The sequence below is a fragment of the Massilia sp. Se16.2.3 genome, assembly GCF_014171595.1.
GTDB lineage: Bacteria > Pseudomonadota > Gammaproteobacteria > Burkholderiales > Burkholderiaceae_D > Telluria.
Map to the genome: position 1 here is coordinate 4,804,460 of NZ_CP050451.1, position 18,658 is coordinate 4,823,117.

18 protein-coding genes and 2 pseudogenes are annotated in these 18,658 nt (G+C 66.7%); 5 read left to right on the forward strand and 15 right to left on the reverse strand.

What is annotated here, in order from left to right; genetic code table 11:
- Position 1 precedes the first annotated feature (1 nt).
- The 11 genes and pseudogenes from G4G31_RS21975 to G4G31_RS22025 all read right to left on the reverse strand — a co-directional run bounded on the left by G4G31_RS21975 (position 2) and on the right by G4G31_RS22025 (position 10,105).
- On the reverse strand, positions 2-556 hold the full coding sequence (locus G4G31_RS21975) for an NADPH-dependent FMN reductase (protein WP_182989389.1): 555 nt from the start codon (positions 554-556) through the stop codon (positions 2-4).
- A 4-nt stretch (positions 557-560) separates the two neighbouring features.
- The gene (locus G4G31_RS21980; protein WP_182989390.1) at positions 561-863 is read right to left on the reverse strand and encodes a response regulator; all 303 of its coding nucleotides are present in this window, start codon (positions 861-863) and stop codon (positions 561-563) included.
- Complete coding sequence (locus G4G31_RS21985; protein WP_182989391.1) at positions 863-1,321, reverse strand: sensor histidine kinase KdpD; 459 nt, start codon at positions 1,319-1,321, stop codon at positions 863-865. The genes G4G31_RS21980 and G4G31_RS21985 overlap by 1 nt, the downstream gene beginning before the upstream one ends.
- Positions 1,258-2,796 carry a histidine kinase dimerization/phospho-acceptor domain-containing protein gene (locus G4G31_RS21990; protein ID WP_182989392.1) on the reverse strand — a complete coding sequence of 513 codons (1,539 nt, stop codon included), beginning with the start codon at positions 2,794-2,796 and terminating at the stop codon, positions 1,258-1,260. Before G4G31_RS21990 ends, G4G31_RS21985 begins: the two co-directional genes overlap by 64 nt.
- Before the next feature lie 215 nt (positions 2,797-3,011).
- The gene (locus tag G4G31_RS21995) at positions 3,012-4,496 is read right to left on the reverse strand and encodes a sodium:alanine symporter family protein (RefSeq protein WP_182989393.1); all 1,485 of its coding nucleotides are present in this window, start codon (positions 4,494-4,496) and stop codon (positions 3,012-3,014) included.
- A 434-nt stretch (positions 4,497-4,930) separates the two neighbouring features.
- Positions 4,931-5,071 carry a hypothetical protein gene (locus G4G31_RS22000; protein ID WP_182989394.1) on the reverse strand — a complete coding sequence of 47 codons (141 nt, stop codon included), beginning with the start codon at positions 5,069-5,071 and terminating at the stop codon, positions 4,931-4,933.
- A gap of 168 nt (positions 5,072-5,239) precedes the next feature.
- The gene (locus G4G31_RS22005; RefSeq protein ID WP_229425186.1) at positions 5,240-5,743 is read right to left on the reverse strand and encodes a hypothetical protein; all 504 of its coding nucleotides are present in this window, start codon (positions 5,741-5,743) and stop codon (positions 5,240-5,242) included.
- Positions 5,740-7,073, reverse strand: a pseudogene (locus tag G4G31_RS22010) (ATP-binding protein). Before G4G31_RS22010 ends, G4G31_RS22005 begins: the two are co-directional and overlap by 4 nt.
- On the reverse strand, positions 7,070-7,732 hold the full coding sequence (locus tag G4G31_RS22015; protein ID WP_182989395.1) for a response regulator transcription factor: 663 nt from the start codon (positions 7,730-7,732) through the stop codon (positions 7,070-7,072). The pseudogene G4G31_RS22010 and the gene G4G31_RS22015 overlap by 4 nt, the downstream one beginning before the upstream one ends.
- 45 nt (positions 7,733-7,777) lie before the next feature.
- Positions 7,778-9,302: pseudogene (locus G4G31_RS22020) on the reverse strand (Do family serine endopeptidase).
- Between the two features lie 338 nt (positions 9,303-9,640).
- Positions 9,641-10,105, reverse strand: coding sequence for an Hsp20 family protein (locus G4G31_RS22025; RefSeq protein ID WP_182989396.1), 465 nt, complete (start codon positions 10,103-10,105; stop codon positions 9,641-9,643).
- A 227-nt stretch (positions 10,106-10,332) separates the two neighbouring features.
- On the opposite strand from G4G31_RS22025, the gene G4G31_RS22030 reads away from it, so the two are divergent.
- Both G4G31_RS22030 and G4G31_RS22035 read left to right on the forward strand, forming a co-directional pair.
- Positions 10,333-12,258 (forward strand): M61 family metallopeptidase, encoded by a 1,926-nt coding sequence (locus G4G31_RS22030; RefSeq protein ID WP_182989397.1) that lies wholly within the window; start codon positions 10,333-10,335, stop codon positions 12,256-12,258.
- Positions 12,259-12,281: 23 nt separating this feature from the next.
- Positions 12,282-12,629, forward strand: coding sequence for a hypothetical protein (locus tag G4G31_RS22035; protein ID WP_182989398.1), 348 nt, complete (start codon positions 12,282-12,284; stop codon positions 12,627-12,629).
- A gap of 219 nt (positions 12,630-12,848) precedes the next feature.
- On the opposite strand, the gene G4G31_RS22040 is transcribed toward G4G31_RS22035, so the two are convergent.
- Complete coding sequence (locus tag G4G31_RS22040; RefSeq protein ID WP_182989399.1) at positions 12,849-13,613, reverse strand: S9 family peptidase; 765 nt, start codon at positions 13,611-13,613, stop codon at positions 12,849-12,851.
- 69 nt (positions 13,614-13,682) lie between these two features.
- On the reverse strand, positions 13,683-14,360 hold the full coding sequence (locus G4G31_RS22045; protein WP_182989400.1) for a tetratricopeptide repeat protein: 678 nt from the start codon (positions 14,358-14,360) through the stop codon (positions 13,683-13,685).
- A gap of 158 nt (positions 14,361-14,518) precedes the next feature.
- Here G4G31_RS22045 and G4G31_RS22050 point away from each other — a divergent pair, with 158 nt between their 5' ends.
- The 3 genes from G4G31_RS22050 (at position 14,519) to prfH (ending at position 17,208) form a co-directional block, all read left to right on the forward strand.
- Positions 14,519-14,884, forward strand: coding sequence for a hypothetical protein (locus G4G31_RS22050; protein WP_182989401.1), 366 nt, complete (start codon positions 14,519-14,521; stop codon positions 14,882-14,884).
- A gap of 490 nt (positions 14,885-15,374) precedes the next feature.
- The gene (locus G4G31_RS22055) at positions 15,375-16,568 is read left to right on the forward strand and encodes an RNA ligase RtcB family protein (protein ID WP_182989402.1); all 1,194 of its coding nucleotides are present in this window, start codon (positions 15,375-15,377) and stop codon (positions 16,566-16,568) included.
- A 40-nt stretch (positions 16,569-16,608) separates the two neighbouring features.
- A complete protein-coding gene (gene prfH, locus G4G31_RS22060) occupies positions 16,609-17,208 on the forward strand; it encodes a peptide chain release factor H (protein WP_229425187.1) in 600 nt (199 codons plus the stop codon).
- Here prfH and G4G31_RS22065 read toward each other — a convergent pair.
- Both G4G31_RS22065 and G4G31_RS28715 read right to left on the reverse strand, forming a co-directional pair.
- Positions 17,176-18,309 carry an NAD(P)-binding domain-containing protein gene (locus tag G4G31_RS22065; protein ID WP_308621856.1) on the reverse strand — a complete coding sequence of 378 codons (1,134 nt, stop codon included), beginning with the start codon at positions 18,307-18,309 and terminating at the stop codon, positions 17,176-17,178. The genes prfH and G4G31_RS22065 overlap by 33 nt on opposite strands.
- The gene (locus tag G4G31_RS28715) at positions 18,306-18,644 is read right to left on the reverse strand and encodes an FAD-dependent oxidoreductase (RefSeq protein WP_308600986.1); all 339 of its coding nucleotides are present in this window, start codon (positions 18,642-18,644) and stop codon (positions 18,306-18,308) included. The genes G4G31_RS22065 and G4G31_RS28715 overlap by 4 nt, the downstream gene beginning before the upstream one ends.
- Positions 18,645-18,658 lie beyond the last annotated feature (14 nt).

The window sequence follows — 18,658 nt, forward strand, 5'->3', positions numbered from 1 at the left end:
CTCAGCCTGCCGGCGCAGGCCCCCTGCGCATCTGCACGTGGCCGGCAATGGCTTGCAGGGCCACCGAAATGGCCGCGCGAAACGCCGGCACTTCGCCGATGGCGTCCAGCTCCACTCTTGAACCGATGACCGGAATTCGGACGCAGGCCTCGGGAATGAGATCGGCGGACATGACGCGCAGCGTCTCCTTCAAGGCCTCGTCGCCGTGATAAGACTGGTAGGCAGGATTGAAGAGTGCAACCGGTTTGCCGGCGAAGCCCGGATGGCTTACCAGCCAGTCGAGCGTATTCTTGATCGTTCCGCTGACGCCATGGGCGTATTCCGGAGTGGCGATGAGCACCGCATCGGCGGCGCTGATCAGGGTGCGCAATTCCTGCACCGGTGGCGGCAAATCGCCTTCCAGGTCGGGATTGAAGAGCGGCCAGTGCTTGTGGCCCTCGTGGATGCGCACGCGCACCCCCGGCGGCGCCAACCCCTGCGCCGCCAGCAGCAGCGCCGTACTCCGGGAGGCGGCGCGCTGACTGCCGGACAAGGCAAGTATGTCGATATCGGCCATATCGCTACAGGACAGCCGGTTCCCCAACCGCCACCGGGCGCGGTGCCGCCGCCAGGATGCGGTCAAGTGCCGCAATGTCGATGGGCTTGACGAAGTGATGGTCGAAACCGGCGGCCAGCGCCATTTGCCGGTCGTGCGACTGGCCGTAGCCGGTCAGCGCGATCAGCACCGCGTCCTGTGTACCGGGAGTGCCGCGCAACTGGCGCGCGAGCGCGTAGCCATCCATGTCGGGCAGGCCGATGTCGAGGATGTAGAGCGGCAGCGGCGTAGTGCGGCTATGCTCGAGCGCGCTATGGGCAGTGACCATCACCGTGACCTGGTGTCCTTTGCCTCGAGCAGGCCGGCCAGCGTGCGCGCGGCGTCGACGTTGTCGTCGACGATCATCAGGCCGATCGGCGCGGCCGGCGCATCCGGCGTCGCCTGCTCCGCTGCCGCGGCCGGGTGCGCGGCGAACAGCGGCAGGGCCAGCGTAAAGCGCGTTCCCTTGCCGACGCCTTCGCTATGCCCTTCCACACTGCCGCCATGCAGCGCCATGATGCTGCGTACCGGGGCCAGGCCCAGTCCCAGGCCGCCCCGGGAGCGGTCGGCCGTGCGGCGCGCCTGCCGGAACAGGTCGAACACATGGGGCATCAGCTCGGGATCGATGCCGATGCCGTTGTCGCTCACGCCCACCAGCACCTGGCCGTCGCGCACCTCGGCCGTCAATTCGATCCGGCCGCCCGGCGGCGTGTACTTGGCGGCGTTGGTGAGCAGGTTCGACAGCACCGGATCAGGCGCTTCTCGTCGCCCAGCACCAGCGCGTCGGGCGCGCGCAGCTCAAACTGCAGCGTATGGCCGCGCGCATTGATCAGGGGTTCGGCCTGCTCGACCGCGTGCTTGACGACCGCGGCGATGGCCAGCTGGCGTTTATCGATCGCCACCAGGCCGCGCGTCACGCGCGAGACGTCCAGCAGGTCGTGGATCAGGGCCTTCAAATGGTCGGCCTGGCGGATGATGATGGCGCTGGTACGCTGCACGAGCGCCTCGTCCCGCCGTGGCAGCTTGAGCATGTGGGCGGCGGCGACGATCGGCGCCAGCGGATTGCGCAATTCGTGCGCGAGCATGGCGAGGAATTCGTCCTTGGCGTGGTTCTGGTTTTCCGCTTCGCGCCGGGCTTCGCGCTCGCTGCCCAGCAGCTGCTCGCGTTCGGCCTCGAGCCGCTGGCGCGCCGCGTTTTCCGCCGCCAGCTGGACGCCGGCGTCGCGCAGGGCGCGCTGCAACGCATCGGCTTCGACCACGCCCGAAGGCGTGACCACCGGTATGCTGCCATGTTCCAGCGACTTCGCCGCCGCCAGGGTCAGGTTGAACGAGCCCGTGATGCGCCGGGCGAACATGACGATGCCCAGCACCGCACCGCCGAATGCCACTGCCAGGACCAGCGCCGCGATCACTGTCGCCGTGCGTGCCGGGCCGTCGATCACTTCCATCGGCGCGGCGACGGCAACGGTCCAGGGCGCGCGGGTCGTGTGCGTAAAGGTGTTGTAGGCCCAGAAGGCATCGCGGGTGATGTTCTTGATCCTGCCGCTGGCATGCGCCATTGCGGCCTTGTACAGCTCGGGTTTCACGGGTTTACCGATGAAATCGCGTTCGCGCAGGTTGCGGGCGATGCTGATGCCGTCCTCGCCGAAAATGCCGACTACCCAGGTCTGCGGCAGCTTCTGGTCGCGCAGCAGTTTCGTCAGGTGGCCGACGTGGAAGGAATGGGTCAGCAGGAAGCGGTGGCCGCTTGCGGTCACGATGGGCATGTTGACCGACACCACCTTCCACTTGCCCGCGCGGCCTTCGCGCAGGTTCGATACGCTGGGGCCTTGCCGCGCGATCGCCGGCGGTACCCAGTCGTTCAGCCCTTCGTTGAACACCGTCCCGTATGGATGGTGCGTATGCAGCAGCATGCGTCCGTCGGCGTCGTACAGCACGGCCCATGAATCGGATGTCGTGATGGTCTTGCGCATGAGCGCGTACAGCGCCGTGAAATCCTCGCCCGCCATCATCTCGGTCTGGGCGATGACGTGCAGCGCGCCTTCCGCGTTGGACAGCTCCTTGTCGATCGCCAGCGCGATCGCACGCGTCTTCTCTTCCACGGCGAGCAGGCGCGCGTCCTTTTCCTTTTGCAGCAGCAGGTCCAGGCCCCATACCGACAGGGCGAACAGCGGCAGCAGGATCGTCAGGATGATGGCAATGAGGTAGGTACGCGTCTTCATGGGGTTTTGCAAAGCCTGTGTTGATCAAGCATCAGCCTTTCATACGCCGCTGAGTTGACGTAATTGCACGCAAACTGATGGATTCTAACAGGCAAGCCGGATCCGCCCCGGGTCAATCGCGCGCGGCGTTTTTCCGCAACACGGCACGCGGGCACTGGCCGGCGCGCCAAAAAAAACGGCAGCCGAAGCTGCCGTCCCGGTCTGCCCGGCAGTCCTCAGCCAACCGTTGTCACACGCTCGTCGCCCTTGGCGCGGCCGCGTTCTTCCTCGGCAACGCGGCGCTCCCAGTAGTCGGCATTCTTGATGCCCAGCGCCACCGGGTTGAATTGCGGGTCCTTGCCCTGGGCTTTCTGCGCTTCGTAGTCGCGCAGGCACTTGAAGGCCACGTTACGCAGCAGCACGATCGCCACCAGGTTCAGCCAGGCCATCAGGCCGACGCCGATGTCGCCCAGCGCCCAGGCCAGGTCCGCGGTCTTGAGCGTACCGTAGACGGTGGCGCCGATGATGGCCGCTTTCAGCAGGAACTTCAGCCACGGATAGCGTGCGTGGCGGTCGATGTAGGAGATGTTGGTTTCGGCGATGTAGTAGTAGGCGACGATGGTCGTGAAGGCAAAGAACAGCAGGGCGATGGCGACGAACAGTGCGCCGAAGCCGGGCATCACGTTTTCCAGCGCCGTCTGCACGTAGCCCGGCCCGCTGGCCACGCCTTTCACGCCGGTGAACATGGCCGCGCCGTCCGGGCCCTCGACGTTGTACTGGCCGGTAATGAGCAGCATGAAGGCCGTGGCCGAGCACACGAACAGGGTGTCGATATACACCGAGAAGCCCTGCACCAGGCCCTGCTTGGCCGGGTGGCTCACTTCCGCCGCGCTCGACGCGTGCGGGCCCGTGCCCTGCCCCGCTTCGTTCGAGTAGACGCCGCGCTTGACGCCCCACTGGATCGCCAGGCCGATGATGGCGCCGAAGGCCGAGTCCATGCCGAAGGCCGAGCTGAAGATCAGGCTCATCACGCCCGGCAGGCGCTCGATGTTCAGGGCGATGATGACGACGGCCACCAGGATGTAGCCCAGCGCCATGAAGGGCACCACGATTTCGGCGAAGTTGGCGATGCGCTTGACGCCGCCGAAGATGATAAACGCCAGCACGACCGCCAGGCCGGCGGCGGTGATTTCGCGCGACAGGCCAGTGGCCGTCTGCAGGCCTTCGGCGATCGAATTGGCCTGCACACCCGGCAGCAGCAGGCCCGTGGCGAGCACGGTGGCGAACGCGAAGGTCAGCGCGTACCACTTCATGCCCAGACCCTTCTCGATATAGAAGGCCGGGCCGCCGCGGTATTCCTTGTCGATCTGCTCCTTGTAGACCTGGCCCAGGGTCGACTCGACGAAGGCCGAGCTGGCGCCAAGGAAGGCCACCGCCCACATCCAGAACACGGCGCCGGGGCCGCCGAAGGTGATCGCGGTGGCGACGCCGGCGATATTGCCGGTGCCGACGCGGCCGGCCAGGGTCATCGAGAGCGCCTGGAACGAGGACACGCCCTGCTCCGAACTCTTACCCTCGAACATCAGGCGAATCATTTCCTTGGCATGGCGCACCTGCAGGAAGCGCGAGCGCAGCGAAAAATACAGGCCCACGCCCAGGCACAAGGCGATCAGGGCCGGGCTCCAGATAATGCCGTTGATCGTGCTGACTAACTCGTTCATCTACATCTTCCCCATGCAATGCGGCGGCGACCAGGTCTGCCTTCGGTATCGAACAATCGCCGAATTAAGATTATCCGGCGGACAAAATGACAAGATACCTGAAGCTGGGGATGCTTAACGAATTTTTATTGCTGTGTGGGTGTTCATGTACTGCGTGGGGAGGTGGTGGATGGGAAGAATCGTAGGGTGGAGTCTTGACTCCACGCGGTACGGCGTAGGCACAACACCAGCTCCGTAGGGTGGGCACTCCGTGCCCACGCGGTACAGGCGTCAGCACACCCGACGGCGCCGGCTGGACAACGAAGGAAGCAGGCTCGCGGCCGCTGATATGCCGGCGATGAGACAGCGTGGGCTCGAGAGCCCACCCTACGGTACGATCGACGCAGCGAGACGATCGTACCGCGTGGGCACGGAGCGCCCACCTTGCGCCCCTTTCAAAGGAAACGCCCCGTGGCCGCCAAGCCGCCCAAACGTTCGGACTTGTCGAGCGTGAGCTGGGCGCCGTGGCGCTCGGCGATGGCCTTGACGATGGCCAGGATCGTAGGGTGGGCTCTCGAGCCACGCGGTACGACCAATGCACACCACAAAACAATCTTCGCAAGACAGCTTGCCTGCTGACGGATTGACCACTGTTGGCCGCGATGCTCTGCAAGCGCCGTACTGCCGGCGCGTTGCAGCCGTATCCGCCATCGCTTGCGATATCGCTGTGCCTGCTACGTACCGCGTGGAGTCAGGACTCCACCCTACGCTTCCAAGGGCATCCACGCGGCAGCGGGGCGTGCCAGATGCGCGTCGCGCGTCACCAGGAACATGGCAGGCGTGCCTGCACCAAGTACATGCAAGGGCTGGCTTGCCTGGACCTGCTCCCAGAAGGCTTCGGTGTCGGAATGGCCGTCCGCCAAGGGAGTGAAACCCCATCCATTCACGAACGCATGCGACGGCAGCACGGACGGCACAGCATCGAAGACGTACCATTCGTCGAATCCCGGTGTGTACGGGAAATCGGCGAGACCAATGATCGGGCTAATGGAGATGTTCTGCGGAGTCGTCCAACCGGCTGCGCGCATCGTTTCATCCACCGGGTAGGGGCCGCTGTCGCTCGACACGATCGCGACCCGATGGCCCCGCACCAGTTCGGGAATGTATCCGATCAGCTCGCCAAGGTCAGGATCCCATTGGCTCGTCCATTCGACGAGAAAATAGCCGCCGCGCTTCCCGGTGCGGACTGTGTGCCCATCCATGCTCATGCCGCCTTCGCCAGCGGGAAGCGCACCGTGGCCGCCAGCCCGCCGAGCCGTTCGGATGTGCCCAGCATCAGCTGCGCCCCGTGGCGCTCGGCGATGGCCTTGACGATGGCCAGGCCCAGGCCGCTGCCGGCGGCCTCGCTGCCGGCCACGCGGTAGAAGCGGTCGAACACGCGCTCGCGCTCTTCCCGGGGATGCCGGGGCCGCTGTCCTCGACGATGACGGAAACCGCGTCCTTGTCCTGGCGCACGGCGATGTCGACGGTACCGCCGCCAGGCGTGTACTTGATCGCGTTCTCGGCCAGGTTGCGCAGCAGGATGTGCAGGGCGTCGGGCTGGCCGTCGATGCTGACGCTGTCCGCGTGCTGCAGGCCGAGATCGACTTCCTTGGCCTGGGCCAGGCCGACCAGGTCGCCGACGGTACGGCGGGCCAGTTCCGCCAGGTCGACCGGGCGCGTGGCCGCCTCGCCGCTTGATGCTTCCTGGCGCGCCAGCACCAGCAACTGCTCGACCAGGCGCGTGGCGCGGTCGATGCCGGCCGTCAGGCGCCCCACCGCCACCTTGCGCGCTTCCGCGCTGTCGGCACGGTCCAGGCTTTGCGTCTGCAGGCGCAGCGCGGCCAGCGGCGTGCGCAGCTCGTGGGCGGCGTCGGCGACGAAATTCTGCTGGGCGTGGAAAGCCGTGCGCACGCGCCCGAACAGCAGGTTCAGTTCATGCACCAGCGGACGCACCTCGTCGGGCAGGCCCGCTTCCGACACCGGCGACAGGTCGTCGGCCTGGCGCGAGGCCACCTGCGAGCGCACCCGCGCCACCGGTTCCAGCGAACCGCTGACCACCCACCACACGACCAGCATCAGGATCGGCATCATCACCGCGATGGGGCCGAGGGTGCGCAGCGCCAGGTTGCTGGCCATGTTGCGGCGCACGGCCAGGTCCTGCGCCACCTGCACGGTCTGGTTTTCGGTCTGGATCGAGAACACGCGGTAGGTGGTGCGGTTGGCCTTTACGTTCGAAAAAGCCGAGCACCGCGCGCGCTGCGGCAGGCGCGCGCGCGAGACGCTGTGGAAGACCTGCACGCCGTCGGGCGACCACATCTGCACGACCAGGTCGTCGCTGCCGGGACCGGCTTCGACGCGCTCGCGCGCCTCGCTGTTCGACAGCGGCGTGCTCGAACGCAGCGACAGCGCCATCTGCTGCATGTGGTAGTCGAAGATCTGGTCGGCGTCGGACAGCGCCGTGTTGTAGGCGATCGAGGCTTGCGCCAGTGCCGCCAGGGTGATGGCTGCGAGCAGGAACCAGAGCAGGCGCCCGCGCAGCGAGTGCGTTACCTTCATGCCTTCGGGACCATGTAGCCGACACCGCGCACGTTCTGGATCAAGTCGCTGCCGAGCTTCTTGCGCAGGCCGTGGATATACACCTCGACCGCGTTGCTGCTTACCTCATCGCGCCAGCTGTAGAGCTTTTCCTCGAGCTGGGCGCGCGACAGCACGGCGCCGGGGCGCGCGACCAGGGCTTCCAGCACGGCCCATTCGCGCGCCGACAGCGACACCGGTTCGCCATCGACCAGGGTTTCGCGGGTGGCGGGGTTGACGGAGATGTTCTTGTATTCGAAAACCGGTTCGGCGCGCCCGGCGGCACGCCGCAAGAGCGCACGGATGCGCGCCAGCAGTTCGTCGAGATCGTAGGGTTTCAATACATAGTCGTCGGCGCCGGCGTCGAGCCCGGCGATGCGCTGGGCGACGGAGTCGCGCGCGGTGGCAACCAGCACCGGGGTGCGGTCCTTGCGGGTGCGCATGGCGCGCAGCACGTCCAGGCCGTCCTTCCTCGGCAAGCCCAGGTCGAGCAGCACCAGGTCGTAGTTCTGGTTCTGCACCAGGGCCGTGTCGGCCATTTCGCCGTCCTTGACCCAGTCGACGGCGTAGTGCTCGGCCCGCAGCAGGTCGAGCACTACCTCGCCGATCATCGTGTCATCTTCTACCAGCAACAGCCGCATCATCTACCTCTTGAGTGTTACCCGGCTGCGCTGGCGAAACCCCGTTCAGCCAATCCGCACCGGAATGAAGATTCTGTCACTCCCGCGCTGGATCAGCAAGGCGACCGACTTGGTTGCCTTGCCGACCATCTCGCGCACCTGCTCGACGCTCGAGACCGGCTTGCCGTTGACCGACAGCAGCACGTCGCCCGGCTGCACGCCGGCGGCGATCGCGGGACCGGCCGCGTCCTCGATCACGAGGCCCGAGGCGATGCCGCTCTGGCGGCGCTCGATCGGCTCGAGCGGACGCAGGGCCAGGCCGAGCTTGGCGCCCTTGTCCATGGCCGCGACTTCCGGCGATCTTCGAGCGAGGCCTTGTCGCTGGCGTTGGCAAGCGTCGCGTTCAGGCGGATGATCTTGCCATCGCGCCAGACGTCGAGGGCCACCTTCTCGCCCGGCTTCGACACCGCCAGCATGCCCGGCAGGTCGCCCGAACCGATGATCGGCTGGCCATTGGCGCGGCGCACGACGTCGCCCACCTTCAGGCCGGCGCGTTCGGCGGCGCTGCCGCGTTCGACGTTGGCGATCAGGGCGCCTTCGGGCGACTCGAGGTTGAAGGAGTCGGCAAAGCCCTGGTCCACTTCCTGGATCGAGACGCCGAGCTTGGCATGCTGCACCTTGCCGGTGGCGACGATCTGGTCCTTGATGCGGGCCGCGACGTCGATCGGGATCGCGAACGACAGGCCCTGGTAGCCGCCGCTCTGGCTGTAGATCTGCGAGTTGATGCCGACGACTTCGCCGCGGGTGTTGAACAGCGGGCCGCCCGAGTTGCCGGGATTGATGGCGACGTCGGTCTGGATGAAGGGCACGTTGCTGTCGCTCGGCAGGTTGCGGCCGGTGGCGCTGACCACGCCGGCGGTGACGGTCGACTCCAGGCCGAAGGGCGAACCGATCGCCAGCACCCATTCGCCCACCTGCAGGTTGCGGCCGTTCCCCAGCGGGACGGTCGGCAGGTTTTTCGCGTCGATCTTGAGCACGGCGACGTCGGTAGCGGTGTCGGAACCGAGCACCTTCGCGCGGAATTCGCGCCGGTCAGCCAGCTTGACCGTGACTTCGCTGGCACCGCGCACCACGTGCGCGTTGGTAAGGATGACGCCGTCCGGGCTCACGATGAAGCCCGATCCGGCGCCGAAAACGGGCGCGTCGCGTTGCGGACCACGCGGGTCCCCGAACTGACGGAAGAAATCATAGAACGGGCTGCGCGGATCCATCTGCGGCATGCCGCCATTGCTGGTCCGGGTGCTGCCCATGACGCGGATATTGACCACCGCCTTGCCATTCTGCTTGGCGATGCGGGTGAAGTCGGGCAGCGTGACGGTGGCAGCCGGCGCACCAGCGGCGACAGCAGGCGCCGCGCTTGGTGCCGGTGCCGGCGCGGGTGCCGCGGCGGCGTCGCAGCCGCATTCTGGGCGGTGGCATTGTTGGAATTGACTGCAATCGCACCGACCGCGCCGCCAATAACGCCCGCCGCGCACAGCGCCAGCGTGAGACGTTTTGCGGTGATGGCGGTAACTGCACCTTCGTTTTGCATGGACGTGCTCCTGGATTAAAGGGTTGGCCGATAACGCTGTTATCGATGTTTTGTAGTGTCGCCGATCTGTCTTAGAAGATGCTTAAAGCTCATCTTTATGCCTGGTGCGTGTGCCTGACCTTGCGCCGCTGTGTATGACGTAGCGTAGGCGGGTTTCCCGCCTACGCGTCCAAGCAGTTGTCGAAACCTCGCGTCGGCGCATGCACTGTTTGAACGCGTAGGCGGGGGACCCGCCTACCCTACGATTGCGAAGCCCACGCGGACAAAGCTGTCCGCCGGCCGACGTAAAAAAGGGCACCCAAACCGCAGGTACCCTTTTCGCTACTGCCTGTGCTGCGTTACGCGGCCTGGCGCTGCTCGATCTGCTGGACGTTGTCGATGGTGCCGTTGGCGTCTGCGATCTGGATCTTGCGCGGCTTGAGCGCTTCAGGCACTTCGCGCACCAGTTCGATGGTCAGCATGCCGTTGTCGAAGGACGCGGTGGTGACCTTCACGTGGTTCGCCAGCTGGAAGCGCTGTTCGAAGTCGCGGGCGGCGATACCGCGGTGCAGGTAGGTACGCTGGGTATCGTCCTTCTGCTTGCGGCCGGTCACGTGCAGGGTGTCGCGCTCGGCGACGATTTCCACCTCATCGCGGGTAAAGCCGGCGAGGGCCATCACGATGCGGTATTTGTCCTCGGCCACCAGCTCGATGTTGTAGGGCGGGTAGCTCGGGGCCGACTCGGCGCGTTGCTCGAGCAGGCTGGCCAGACGGTCGAAGCCGATGGCGGAACGGTACAGGGGTGCGAGATCAAAAGTACGCATGATAAATATCCTTGTCAAAGTTAAGCGATATGTTGGCAGACCTCATCGTGAGCATCTGCTGGGACCAATCTAATGCCATGCGGAGCACTTTTCAAGGGATGCGAAATACGGATTTTTGGCGGATTTTGCAAATTTTATTTGCATGCGTGTTTCCGGGTGTTACATGGCCTTTTGGCACTTTCTGCGTGCTACACTCGTCCGGTTCAGTGACCTGCTTACCCTACAAGATGACCTCTCACGCCATGTTCTCGCGCCTGCTTCCAAGCGCCGCAAAATCCGCCTCCACCCTCGCCCTGGCGCTCGCCTTTGCCTTCCCTGCGCAGGCCGCCGTGCCCGCCCCGGTCGACCAGCCCTACCCCGGCACCATCGTGCTGAAAGTCGATGCGACGAATCTGTCGCAGCAGATTTTCCGCATGCGCATGTCGGTGCCGGTAAAACCCGGTCCGATGACCTTCCTCTACCCGCAATGGCTGCCGGCGAACCACGGTCCGAGCGGCCCGCTGACGCAGTTCGCGGGCCTGAAGTTCACGGCCAACGGCAAACCGGTCGAGTGGACGCGCGACCCGGTCGAAGTCTTCGCCTTCCACGTGACCGTACCCGAAGGCGTGACGACCCTGGAAGCGGAATACCAGTTCCTGTCGCCGCTCGACCCGGGCCAGGGCCGCATTGTCATGACCGACGATATCATCGGCCTGCAGTGGCCCTCGGTGACGCTCTATCCGGCGGGCTATGTGGCGCGCCGCATCCAGGTACAGCCTTCGCTCACGCTGCCTGCCGGCTGGCAGTACGGCACCGCGCTGGAAACCGCGCAGCGCACGGGCGACGAGATCCAGTTCAAGACCCACGACCTGGAAACCCTGATCGATTCGCCGCTGTTTGCCGGCCGCCACTTCAAGCAATTCGACCTTGACCCGGGCGCGAAGGTGCGCGTGTCGCTGAACGTCGTCGCCGACAATCCGGAAAGCCTGGAAGCGAAACCCGAGCAGATCGCCGCGCACCGCGCGATGGTCGACCAGGCGCTCAAGCTGTTCGGGTCGCACCACTACCAGCACTACGACTTCCTGCTGGCGCTGTCGGACGATTTCGGCGGCATCGGCCGCGAACACCACCAGTCGAGCGAGAACGGCGTCAAGCCGAACTACTTCACCGAGTGGACCCGCAACGAAGCCACGCGCGAACTGCTGCCGCACGAGTACACGCACTCGTGGAACGGCAAGTTCCGCCGCCCGGCCGGCCAGAACGTCCCCAACTTCAACACCCCGCTTCAGAATGAACTGCTCTGGGTCTATGAAGGACAGACCCAGTACTGGGGCGGCGTCCTGGGTGCGCGTTCGGGCCTGGTCTCGCAGGCGGGCGCACGCGATGCGCTGGCCGCCACCGCGGCGCGCTACGACAGCGTCGCCGACCGCGCCTGGCGCGCAATGCAGGACACCGTGAACGACCCGATCATTGCCGGCCGCCGCGCGCTCGCCTGGAGCAACTGGCAGCGCAGCGAAGACTATTATTCGGAAGGCGCCCTGATCTGGCTGGACGTGGACACCAGGATCCGCGAGCTGTCGGGCGACAAGCGCTCGCTCGACGATTTCGCACGCGCCTTCTACGGTATCGACAAGGGCAGCATGCTGCCGGCCTTCTATACCTTCGAAGACGTGGTGGCCGCGCTCAACAAGGTGCAGAAATTCGACTGGGCGCCCTTCCTGCGTAGCCGCGTGGAAGGCCACGGCCCGGGCGCCCCGCTCGACGGCCTGGCGCGCGCCGGCTGGAAGCTGGTCTACACCGACACCCCGACCGACACCATCAAGGCCGCCGAGGAGCGCAGCAAGTCGGCCGACTTCAGCTATTCGCTGGGTTTCTCGGTGCGCGCCGACGGCGGCATCAGCAACGTGGTCTGGGACGGCGTCGGTTTCCGTGCCGGCCTGGCGGGGAACGCGACCATCGTCGCGGTGAACAGCAAGGTGTACAAGCCGGAAGTGCTGAAGGCGGCAGTCAAGGCGGCCAAGGGCGGCAAGGCGCCGATCGAACTGCTGGTGAAAAAGGGGAACACCCTGCGCACCATCGCGCTCGACTACCACGACGGTCTGCGCTACCCGCGCCTGGAACGCATCCCGGGCACGCCGGACCGGCTGGAAGCGATCTACAAGGCGCTCAAATAATCGGAAACTGGTATGCTGGGATCATGACTACCGATTCCGACATTGAACTGTCCGGGCCGTTCCAGGCCAAGGACAGCACCGGCCGTACCCTCGACGTCAAGGCGATCCGCATTTTCGACGAGGGTTACGGGATCATCGACGTGTACGTCGATTTCGCCGCTCCGGTCGATCCGGGTTTGCACCAGGATACCGTCCTGGTCAAGGCCATCATCGACCGCCTGCGCACGCTCGGCTACAAGGGCCCCGACTTCGGCCTCAGCGATCCCGGGCTGCAGGAGCGCAAGCTGATCGTGCTGGAAGCGCCGGAAGAGTTCGCGCCGTTTGCCAAGAGCCGCGGGTGGAAGAACCTGGCGGAAGATTTCGACGAATAACCGGTAGGGTAGGCGGCTCCACCCTGCGATTGGCGTGCCTGCGACCACTGTGCCGCCTACGCGTTCAAACCCTGCTTGCACGGACACGAGGTCTCAACCGCCCGTTGAACGCGTAGGCGGGAGACCCGCCTACCCTACCGCGAGGTTTCACCGGCCGCTTGAACGCGTGGGCGGCGCACACATTGTTGGAACGCCCGCTCCCGGGTGGAGCCGACCACCCTACACCCCATCGATATAGCGCGCGCTCCACGCCGCGATCACCGCCGCCACCTGTGCGGCGTCATGCCTCCCCGTCACCAGGTGATCCATCCCGTCGAGCGATACAAAACTCTTCGGATACGCCGCCATCCCGAAAATGCGCAGCGCATTCTCCACGTCGACCGTATCGTCCGCCGGCGCATGCATCACCAGCAACGCGCGTCCCAGATGCGCGATCCTGTCCGCCAGCCGGTGCCGGGTCGCGTCCTCGACGAACTGGCGGCGGATCTGGAAGTCGCGCCCTGCCAGCTGCACCCGCGCTTCGCCCAGCCGGGCGATGGTGTCGAGATGCTCGACCAGCAGCTTGTCGACGACATAATGCGGGTCGCTCGGCGCGGCGATCGTCACCACCGCCTTCGCTTCGGGAATGCGGTGCGCGGCGGCCAGCACGACCGTGCCGCCCATGCTGTGGCCTACCAGCAGGCGCGGCGCCGCATGGTGCGCGCGTAGAAAAGCGCTTGCCGCCACCGGGTCTTCCACGTTCGACGAAAAATTCGTGTCGCTGAAGTTGCCGGCGCTGGCACCCAGGCCGGCGAAGTCGAAGCGCAGCATGGCCACGCCCTGCGCGGCCAGTCCGTGGCCGATGCGGTTCGCCGCCAGCACGTCCTTGCTGCAGGTGAAGCAATGGGCAAAGATGCCATAGGCGCGCGGAGTGCCTGTGGGAAGGTCGAGCTTGGCCGCGAGCCTGCCGTGCGGGCCTGCGAATTCGACGCGTTCGGTGCGCATGGGGTTCCCTGTTTTGACGAAGGCGCTACTCTGCACGGGTTGGCGCAGGCGGGCAAGGCCCGCACGCCATCAAGCCATCAGCCCGACGATCCGGCACGCCTCCGGGTGTCCCCGGGCCGCGGCCTTGCGCACCCAGCGTTCGGACGCGTCCGGGTCGGCGGCCAGCGGCCCTTCGCCCTCGAGCAGGATGGCGCCAAGCGAGAACTGCGCCTCGGCATAGCCCTTCTCGGCCGCCGCCCGGATCAGCGCATGGCCGCGCGCGAGGTCGGTTGGCAAGCCGTTCCCCGTGCGGTAGCACATGCCCAGCTCGAACTCGGACGGCGCATAGCCCTGCGCCGCCGCCTTGCGGTACCAGGCCAGCGCCTGTTCCGGGTCGGGGACGATGCCGTTTCCTTCGGCGAAGGTCACGCCCGGGTTGTGCTGGGCCGAGGCAATACCCTGCCCTGCCGCCTTCGACAGCAGCGCGATGCCGCGCGCCGGATCGTGCGCCACGCCGTCGCCCTGCAGGCACATCACGCCCAGGCAGGTCTGGGCGTTGGGTTCGCCCTGCTCGGCGGCCCGCGTCAGCCACAGCGCGGCCGGTGCCTGCCGGCCCGCCGTCAGGTAGTCATACCCGACCATGTATTGGGCCGGTGCATAGCCCTGTTCGGCCGAACGCAGCAGCCACCTTGCCGCTTCGTTCTTGTCCGCAGGCGTGCCCTCGCCCCTGCGCAGCATGCGGCCAAGCAGGTACTGGCCTTCCGGCAAACCGGCCTGCGCGGACCATGCGCGCCCAGCGCAGGGCGATGGCTTCGTCCCGCGGCACACCCAGCCCCCCGCGATAGCAGTCGGCCAGCACGGTCGCGGCGACGGCATGTCCCCGGGCGGCGGCTTTTTTCGATCCAGGCGGCCGCCAGCGCGTCGCCTTGGGCGACACCGGCCTTCTTCGCGTATGCCATGCCGAGCTGGAACTGGGCCTCCGGATGGCCGGCCTGCGCGTCGGCTTGCAGTGCCTCCCACGCATTGCGCGGGCGCGAACCGGATGCGGCTTCGTCGCTGCCGATGCGGCAATCGCAGCCGATCTGCGCCAGGGTGTGGCGGTATTTCTCGGCCGTGACCCGGTCCAGTCCGCGCTTGACGACGGTGCCGGGTGCGTCCAGCAGGGCGCGCAGCTGCGCCGTTTCCTGCTTGACGAGCGCGGCCATGCGCACCAGCACCTGCTCGGGGTCGTGACCGTCCAGGACGCCATGAATGGCCACTTGCAAGTTGCTGCTGCTCCTGAACCAGTGTGACGGGAGCACAGGCACGACGTCGATGGTATGACTCATGGCGAAAATGGTGCCTTAATGAAATAATCGTTCTAGTGTGCCATGGTCTGGCAGCTCAGGTAAACAAGTCCCGAAATTGCAGGGCTGTGCGCGGAACCACGAAATCACTTGCAATGTTGACAAACCGCTACTATGATGGCGCACTTCTTCGCCAACCCATCTTTCAAGGAAGGAAACGATCATGACTTACCACGACACCGCATCGACTTTCCTGGGTCTGGCATTTTCCCTCCTGCGTTGACATCCGCGGCACAAGCCGCCTGGAGCACCTGACAAAACCGCCATAGCCGCCTTGCGCCGTCTCGCCCTAGATCAGTATTGTCTTCGGTGTCGCGCCTTGGCGTCGCCTTGCAGTGAAGGCCCGCCTTCACGGGCTCTGACAGTTTGGTCAGGCGCTCCATCGCGCCGGTATTGCCAGCACCCAATCCCTTTTCTATTTCTGGATTGGTATCGCATGGGCACTTTTGTTCAAGATATTTCTGATCGCACCAAGATCATCGCGTCGCCGCGCCTGTGGCTCGAAGACGCAGCAGTACAACAACTCGAGACGACCGCGCAGCTCGATGGCATGCAGCGGGTCGTGGGCTTGCCGGACCTGCATCCCGGCCGTGGCTATCCGGTCGGCGCCGCCTTCTTTTCGCTGGGGCGCCTCTACCCCGCCCTGGTCGGCAACGATATCGGCTGCGGCATGGCGCTGTGGCAAACCGACCTGGCCGTCGCCAAGGCCAGGCTCGACAAGATCGACAAGCAGCTGGCCAACCTCGACGCGCCGCTCGAAGACGAGGAATGGCCGCTCCTCGAAGCGCGCGATCCACTGCTGGCCGGGCTGCGTACCGAACTGGCCGAAACGCTGCGCGCGGCGGGACTCGACACCTCCCACCTGCGCTCGCTCGGCACGATCGGACGCGGCAACCATTTCGCCGAACTGCAGGCGGTCGACCATGTCGAGGACGACGCGCTATTCGCCGCCTCGGGTCTGGCGCCGAAGCGCCTGCAGTTGCTGGTGCACAGCGGCTCGCGCGGGCTGGGCGAAGCCATCCTGCGTGGCCACGTGGACGCCTTCGGCCATCGCGGCCTGGCGCAGGACACGCCTGACGCGGCCGGCTACCTGGCCCGGCACGATGCGGCCCTGCGCTACGCCGAGCTCAATCGCCGGGTCATCGCAGTACGCATTCTCGCGCGCCTGCGCTGCAGCGGCACGCCGGTGTTGGACGTGAACCACAACACGGTGCTGCCCGCCCACATCGACGGTGTCGATGGCTGGCTGCACCGCAAGGGCGCCACACCCGCCGACGTCGGCCTGGTCGTGCTGCCGGGCTCGCGCGATGACTACAGCTACCTGCTGGCGCCGCGGCTGCACGCGGATGCGCCGAGTTTGCATTCGCTGGCGCACGGCGCGGGACGCAAGTGGGGGCGCAGCGACTGCAAGGCGCGCCTGGTCGACCTGGCCACGCCGGCGCAGCTGAGCCGGACCAGCCTGGGCGGACGCGTCATCTGCGCCGACCGTGCGCTGATCTACGAAGAGGCGCCCCAGGCCTACAAGAAGGTCGACAGTGTGCTCGACTGCCTGCTGGGCGCCGGCCTGGCGACGGTGGTCGCGCGCAGCCGCCCCGTGCTGACCTACAAGACGCGTGGGGAGTGCTGCTGATGATCTGGCTACAACTGTCTGCCAATACGGGGCCGGCCGAATGCTGCCTGGCCGTGACGCACGCGCTGGCGCGCCTGCACGAGGGGAGGCCCGCGCCTGCGGCGTCGCCATGCGGGTCGTCGAGATGCTCGATGGCCCGGTGCGTGGCACCTGCGCCTCGGTGCTGCTCGAGCTCGATGGCGAGGATGGCGGCGCGGCTGCCGCCCTCGCCCGGCGCTGGTCGGGCACCCTGCTGTGGGTGTGCCAGAGCCCTTACCGGCCGGGGCACAAACGCAAGAACTGGTTCATCAGCGGCGCCGCGTTTGCCCCGCCGGTGCTGCCGGACGGCGCTGGCGAGATCCGCTACGAGGCGATGCGCGCGTCGGGTCCCGGCGGCCAGCACGTCAACAAGACCGACAGCGCCATTCGTGCCACCCACCTGGCGTCCGGCCTGTCGGTCAAGGTGCAGAGCGAACGCAGCCAGCTGGCCAACAAGCGGCTGGCTACCCAGCTCCTGGCCAGCAAATTGCAGGCACTGGCGCAGGCGCAGGCCGAGCGCGGCAAGTCCGAGCGGCGCCAGCTGCACTGGCAGGCCGAACGCGGCAACGCGGCGCGTGTCTTCAGTGGGTCAGGCTTCGTCGAAAGCACGGTCAACGTGTAGTGTGTACCCGTGCCGCGGCGGCTTACGAACAGCAGCGCGTCCCCTGCCGCCGGCGCGGCTGCCGCCGGGGTACAACCGCATCCGGCTTTTCCCGCTTCCCTTGCCTGGACGTCCGCGACGCAGCAGCCAGCCGACGGCTCCGGCGCCGGCCCGCCACAGCAAGCGCTTGCGCCTGGTGCGCTTCCGGCCGGCGTGCCGCAGACGCCCGTTTGCGGCAGCGCCAGCTGCACGTCGTCGGCGGCGCGCAGATCTCCCGCCAGCGCGGACCACGACCGAGCGTACCTGTTCGTAGCCGGTCACCATCAGGAAGTTCGGCGCGCGGCCATAGCTTTTGGCGCCTACCGCGTAATAGCCCTGCTCGGGATGGGCCAGCTCGCGGTGGCCATGCGGCCGTACCGTGCCGCAGCTATGTTCGTTCGGGTCGATCAAGGGCGCCAGCAGGTCGGTGCTCTCCAGCCAGGGGTCGTGGCGCACCCGCAGTTCGCGCGTGATGTCGAGGTTCGGGCGGGCGCCGGTGGCGGCGATGATCTCGTCGATGCCTTCGATGACAGCAGCTTCTTCGCCGCGCACGGTGATGGCGCCGTCGGTGCGCGCCAGCGACACGATCCGGAATGCCCCGTGCAGTTCCAGCCGGCCGGCCTGCTGCAGCGCCTTCAACCGCATGCCCAATTCACCGCGCGCCGGCAGGCTGTCGGCCACGCCGCCGCCGAACAGCCTTGCATCCTGCGTCCCGCGGATGGCCCAGGCCACGCGCGTGCCTGCTGCCTGCTCGGCGAGCGTCGCCAGCGCCAGCAGGGATCCGGCAGCCGAGTGGCCCGCACCGGCGACGAGGACGCGACGGCCGGCATAGCGCCCCCGTTCGCTCCCCAGCACGTCGGGCATGCCGTAGGCGATGTGCGCGCGCAGCGCGGCTTCGCCTCGTGCCGGCAAGCCGTAGGCGCCGAGGGGATTGGGCTGCGACCAGGTGCCGGTGGCGTCGATGACGGCGCTGGCCAGGTATTCACGCTCGCCTTGGGACGTGGCGACGCGAATGACAAAAGGCGCATGCTCGCGGCCGCGCGTTTTCACCTTGTCGAAGCCGGCGCGGGTGATGGCAATCACCCGATGCGAGAGGTGCAGATGCGCGGCGATCGCAGGATGGGCGGCAAGCGGCGCCGGTAATCGTCGACCAGCTCCCCCGCCGTCGGCAAGGTTTCCGGGTTGGGTACGCGCCAGCCTGCCGCCAGCAGCAGTTGCCGGGCCGCGCGGTCGACGTTGTAGCGCCATGGCGAAAACAGGCGGACGTGGCGATAGGTCTCGAGGTTGCTCGCCACCTGCGCGCCCGCTTCCAGCACCAGCGGCACGATGCCGCGCGCGGCCAGGTGGGCGGCCGCGGCGAGGCCGACGGGGCCTGCGCCGAGCACGGCGACGGGAAGGGGGTGGACGGTCTGGTTCATGGTATCTCCCGGTT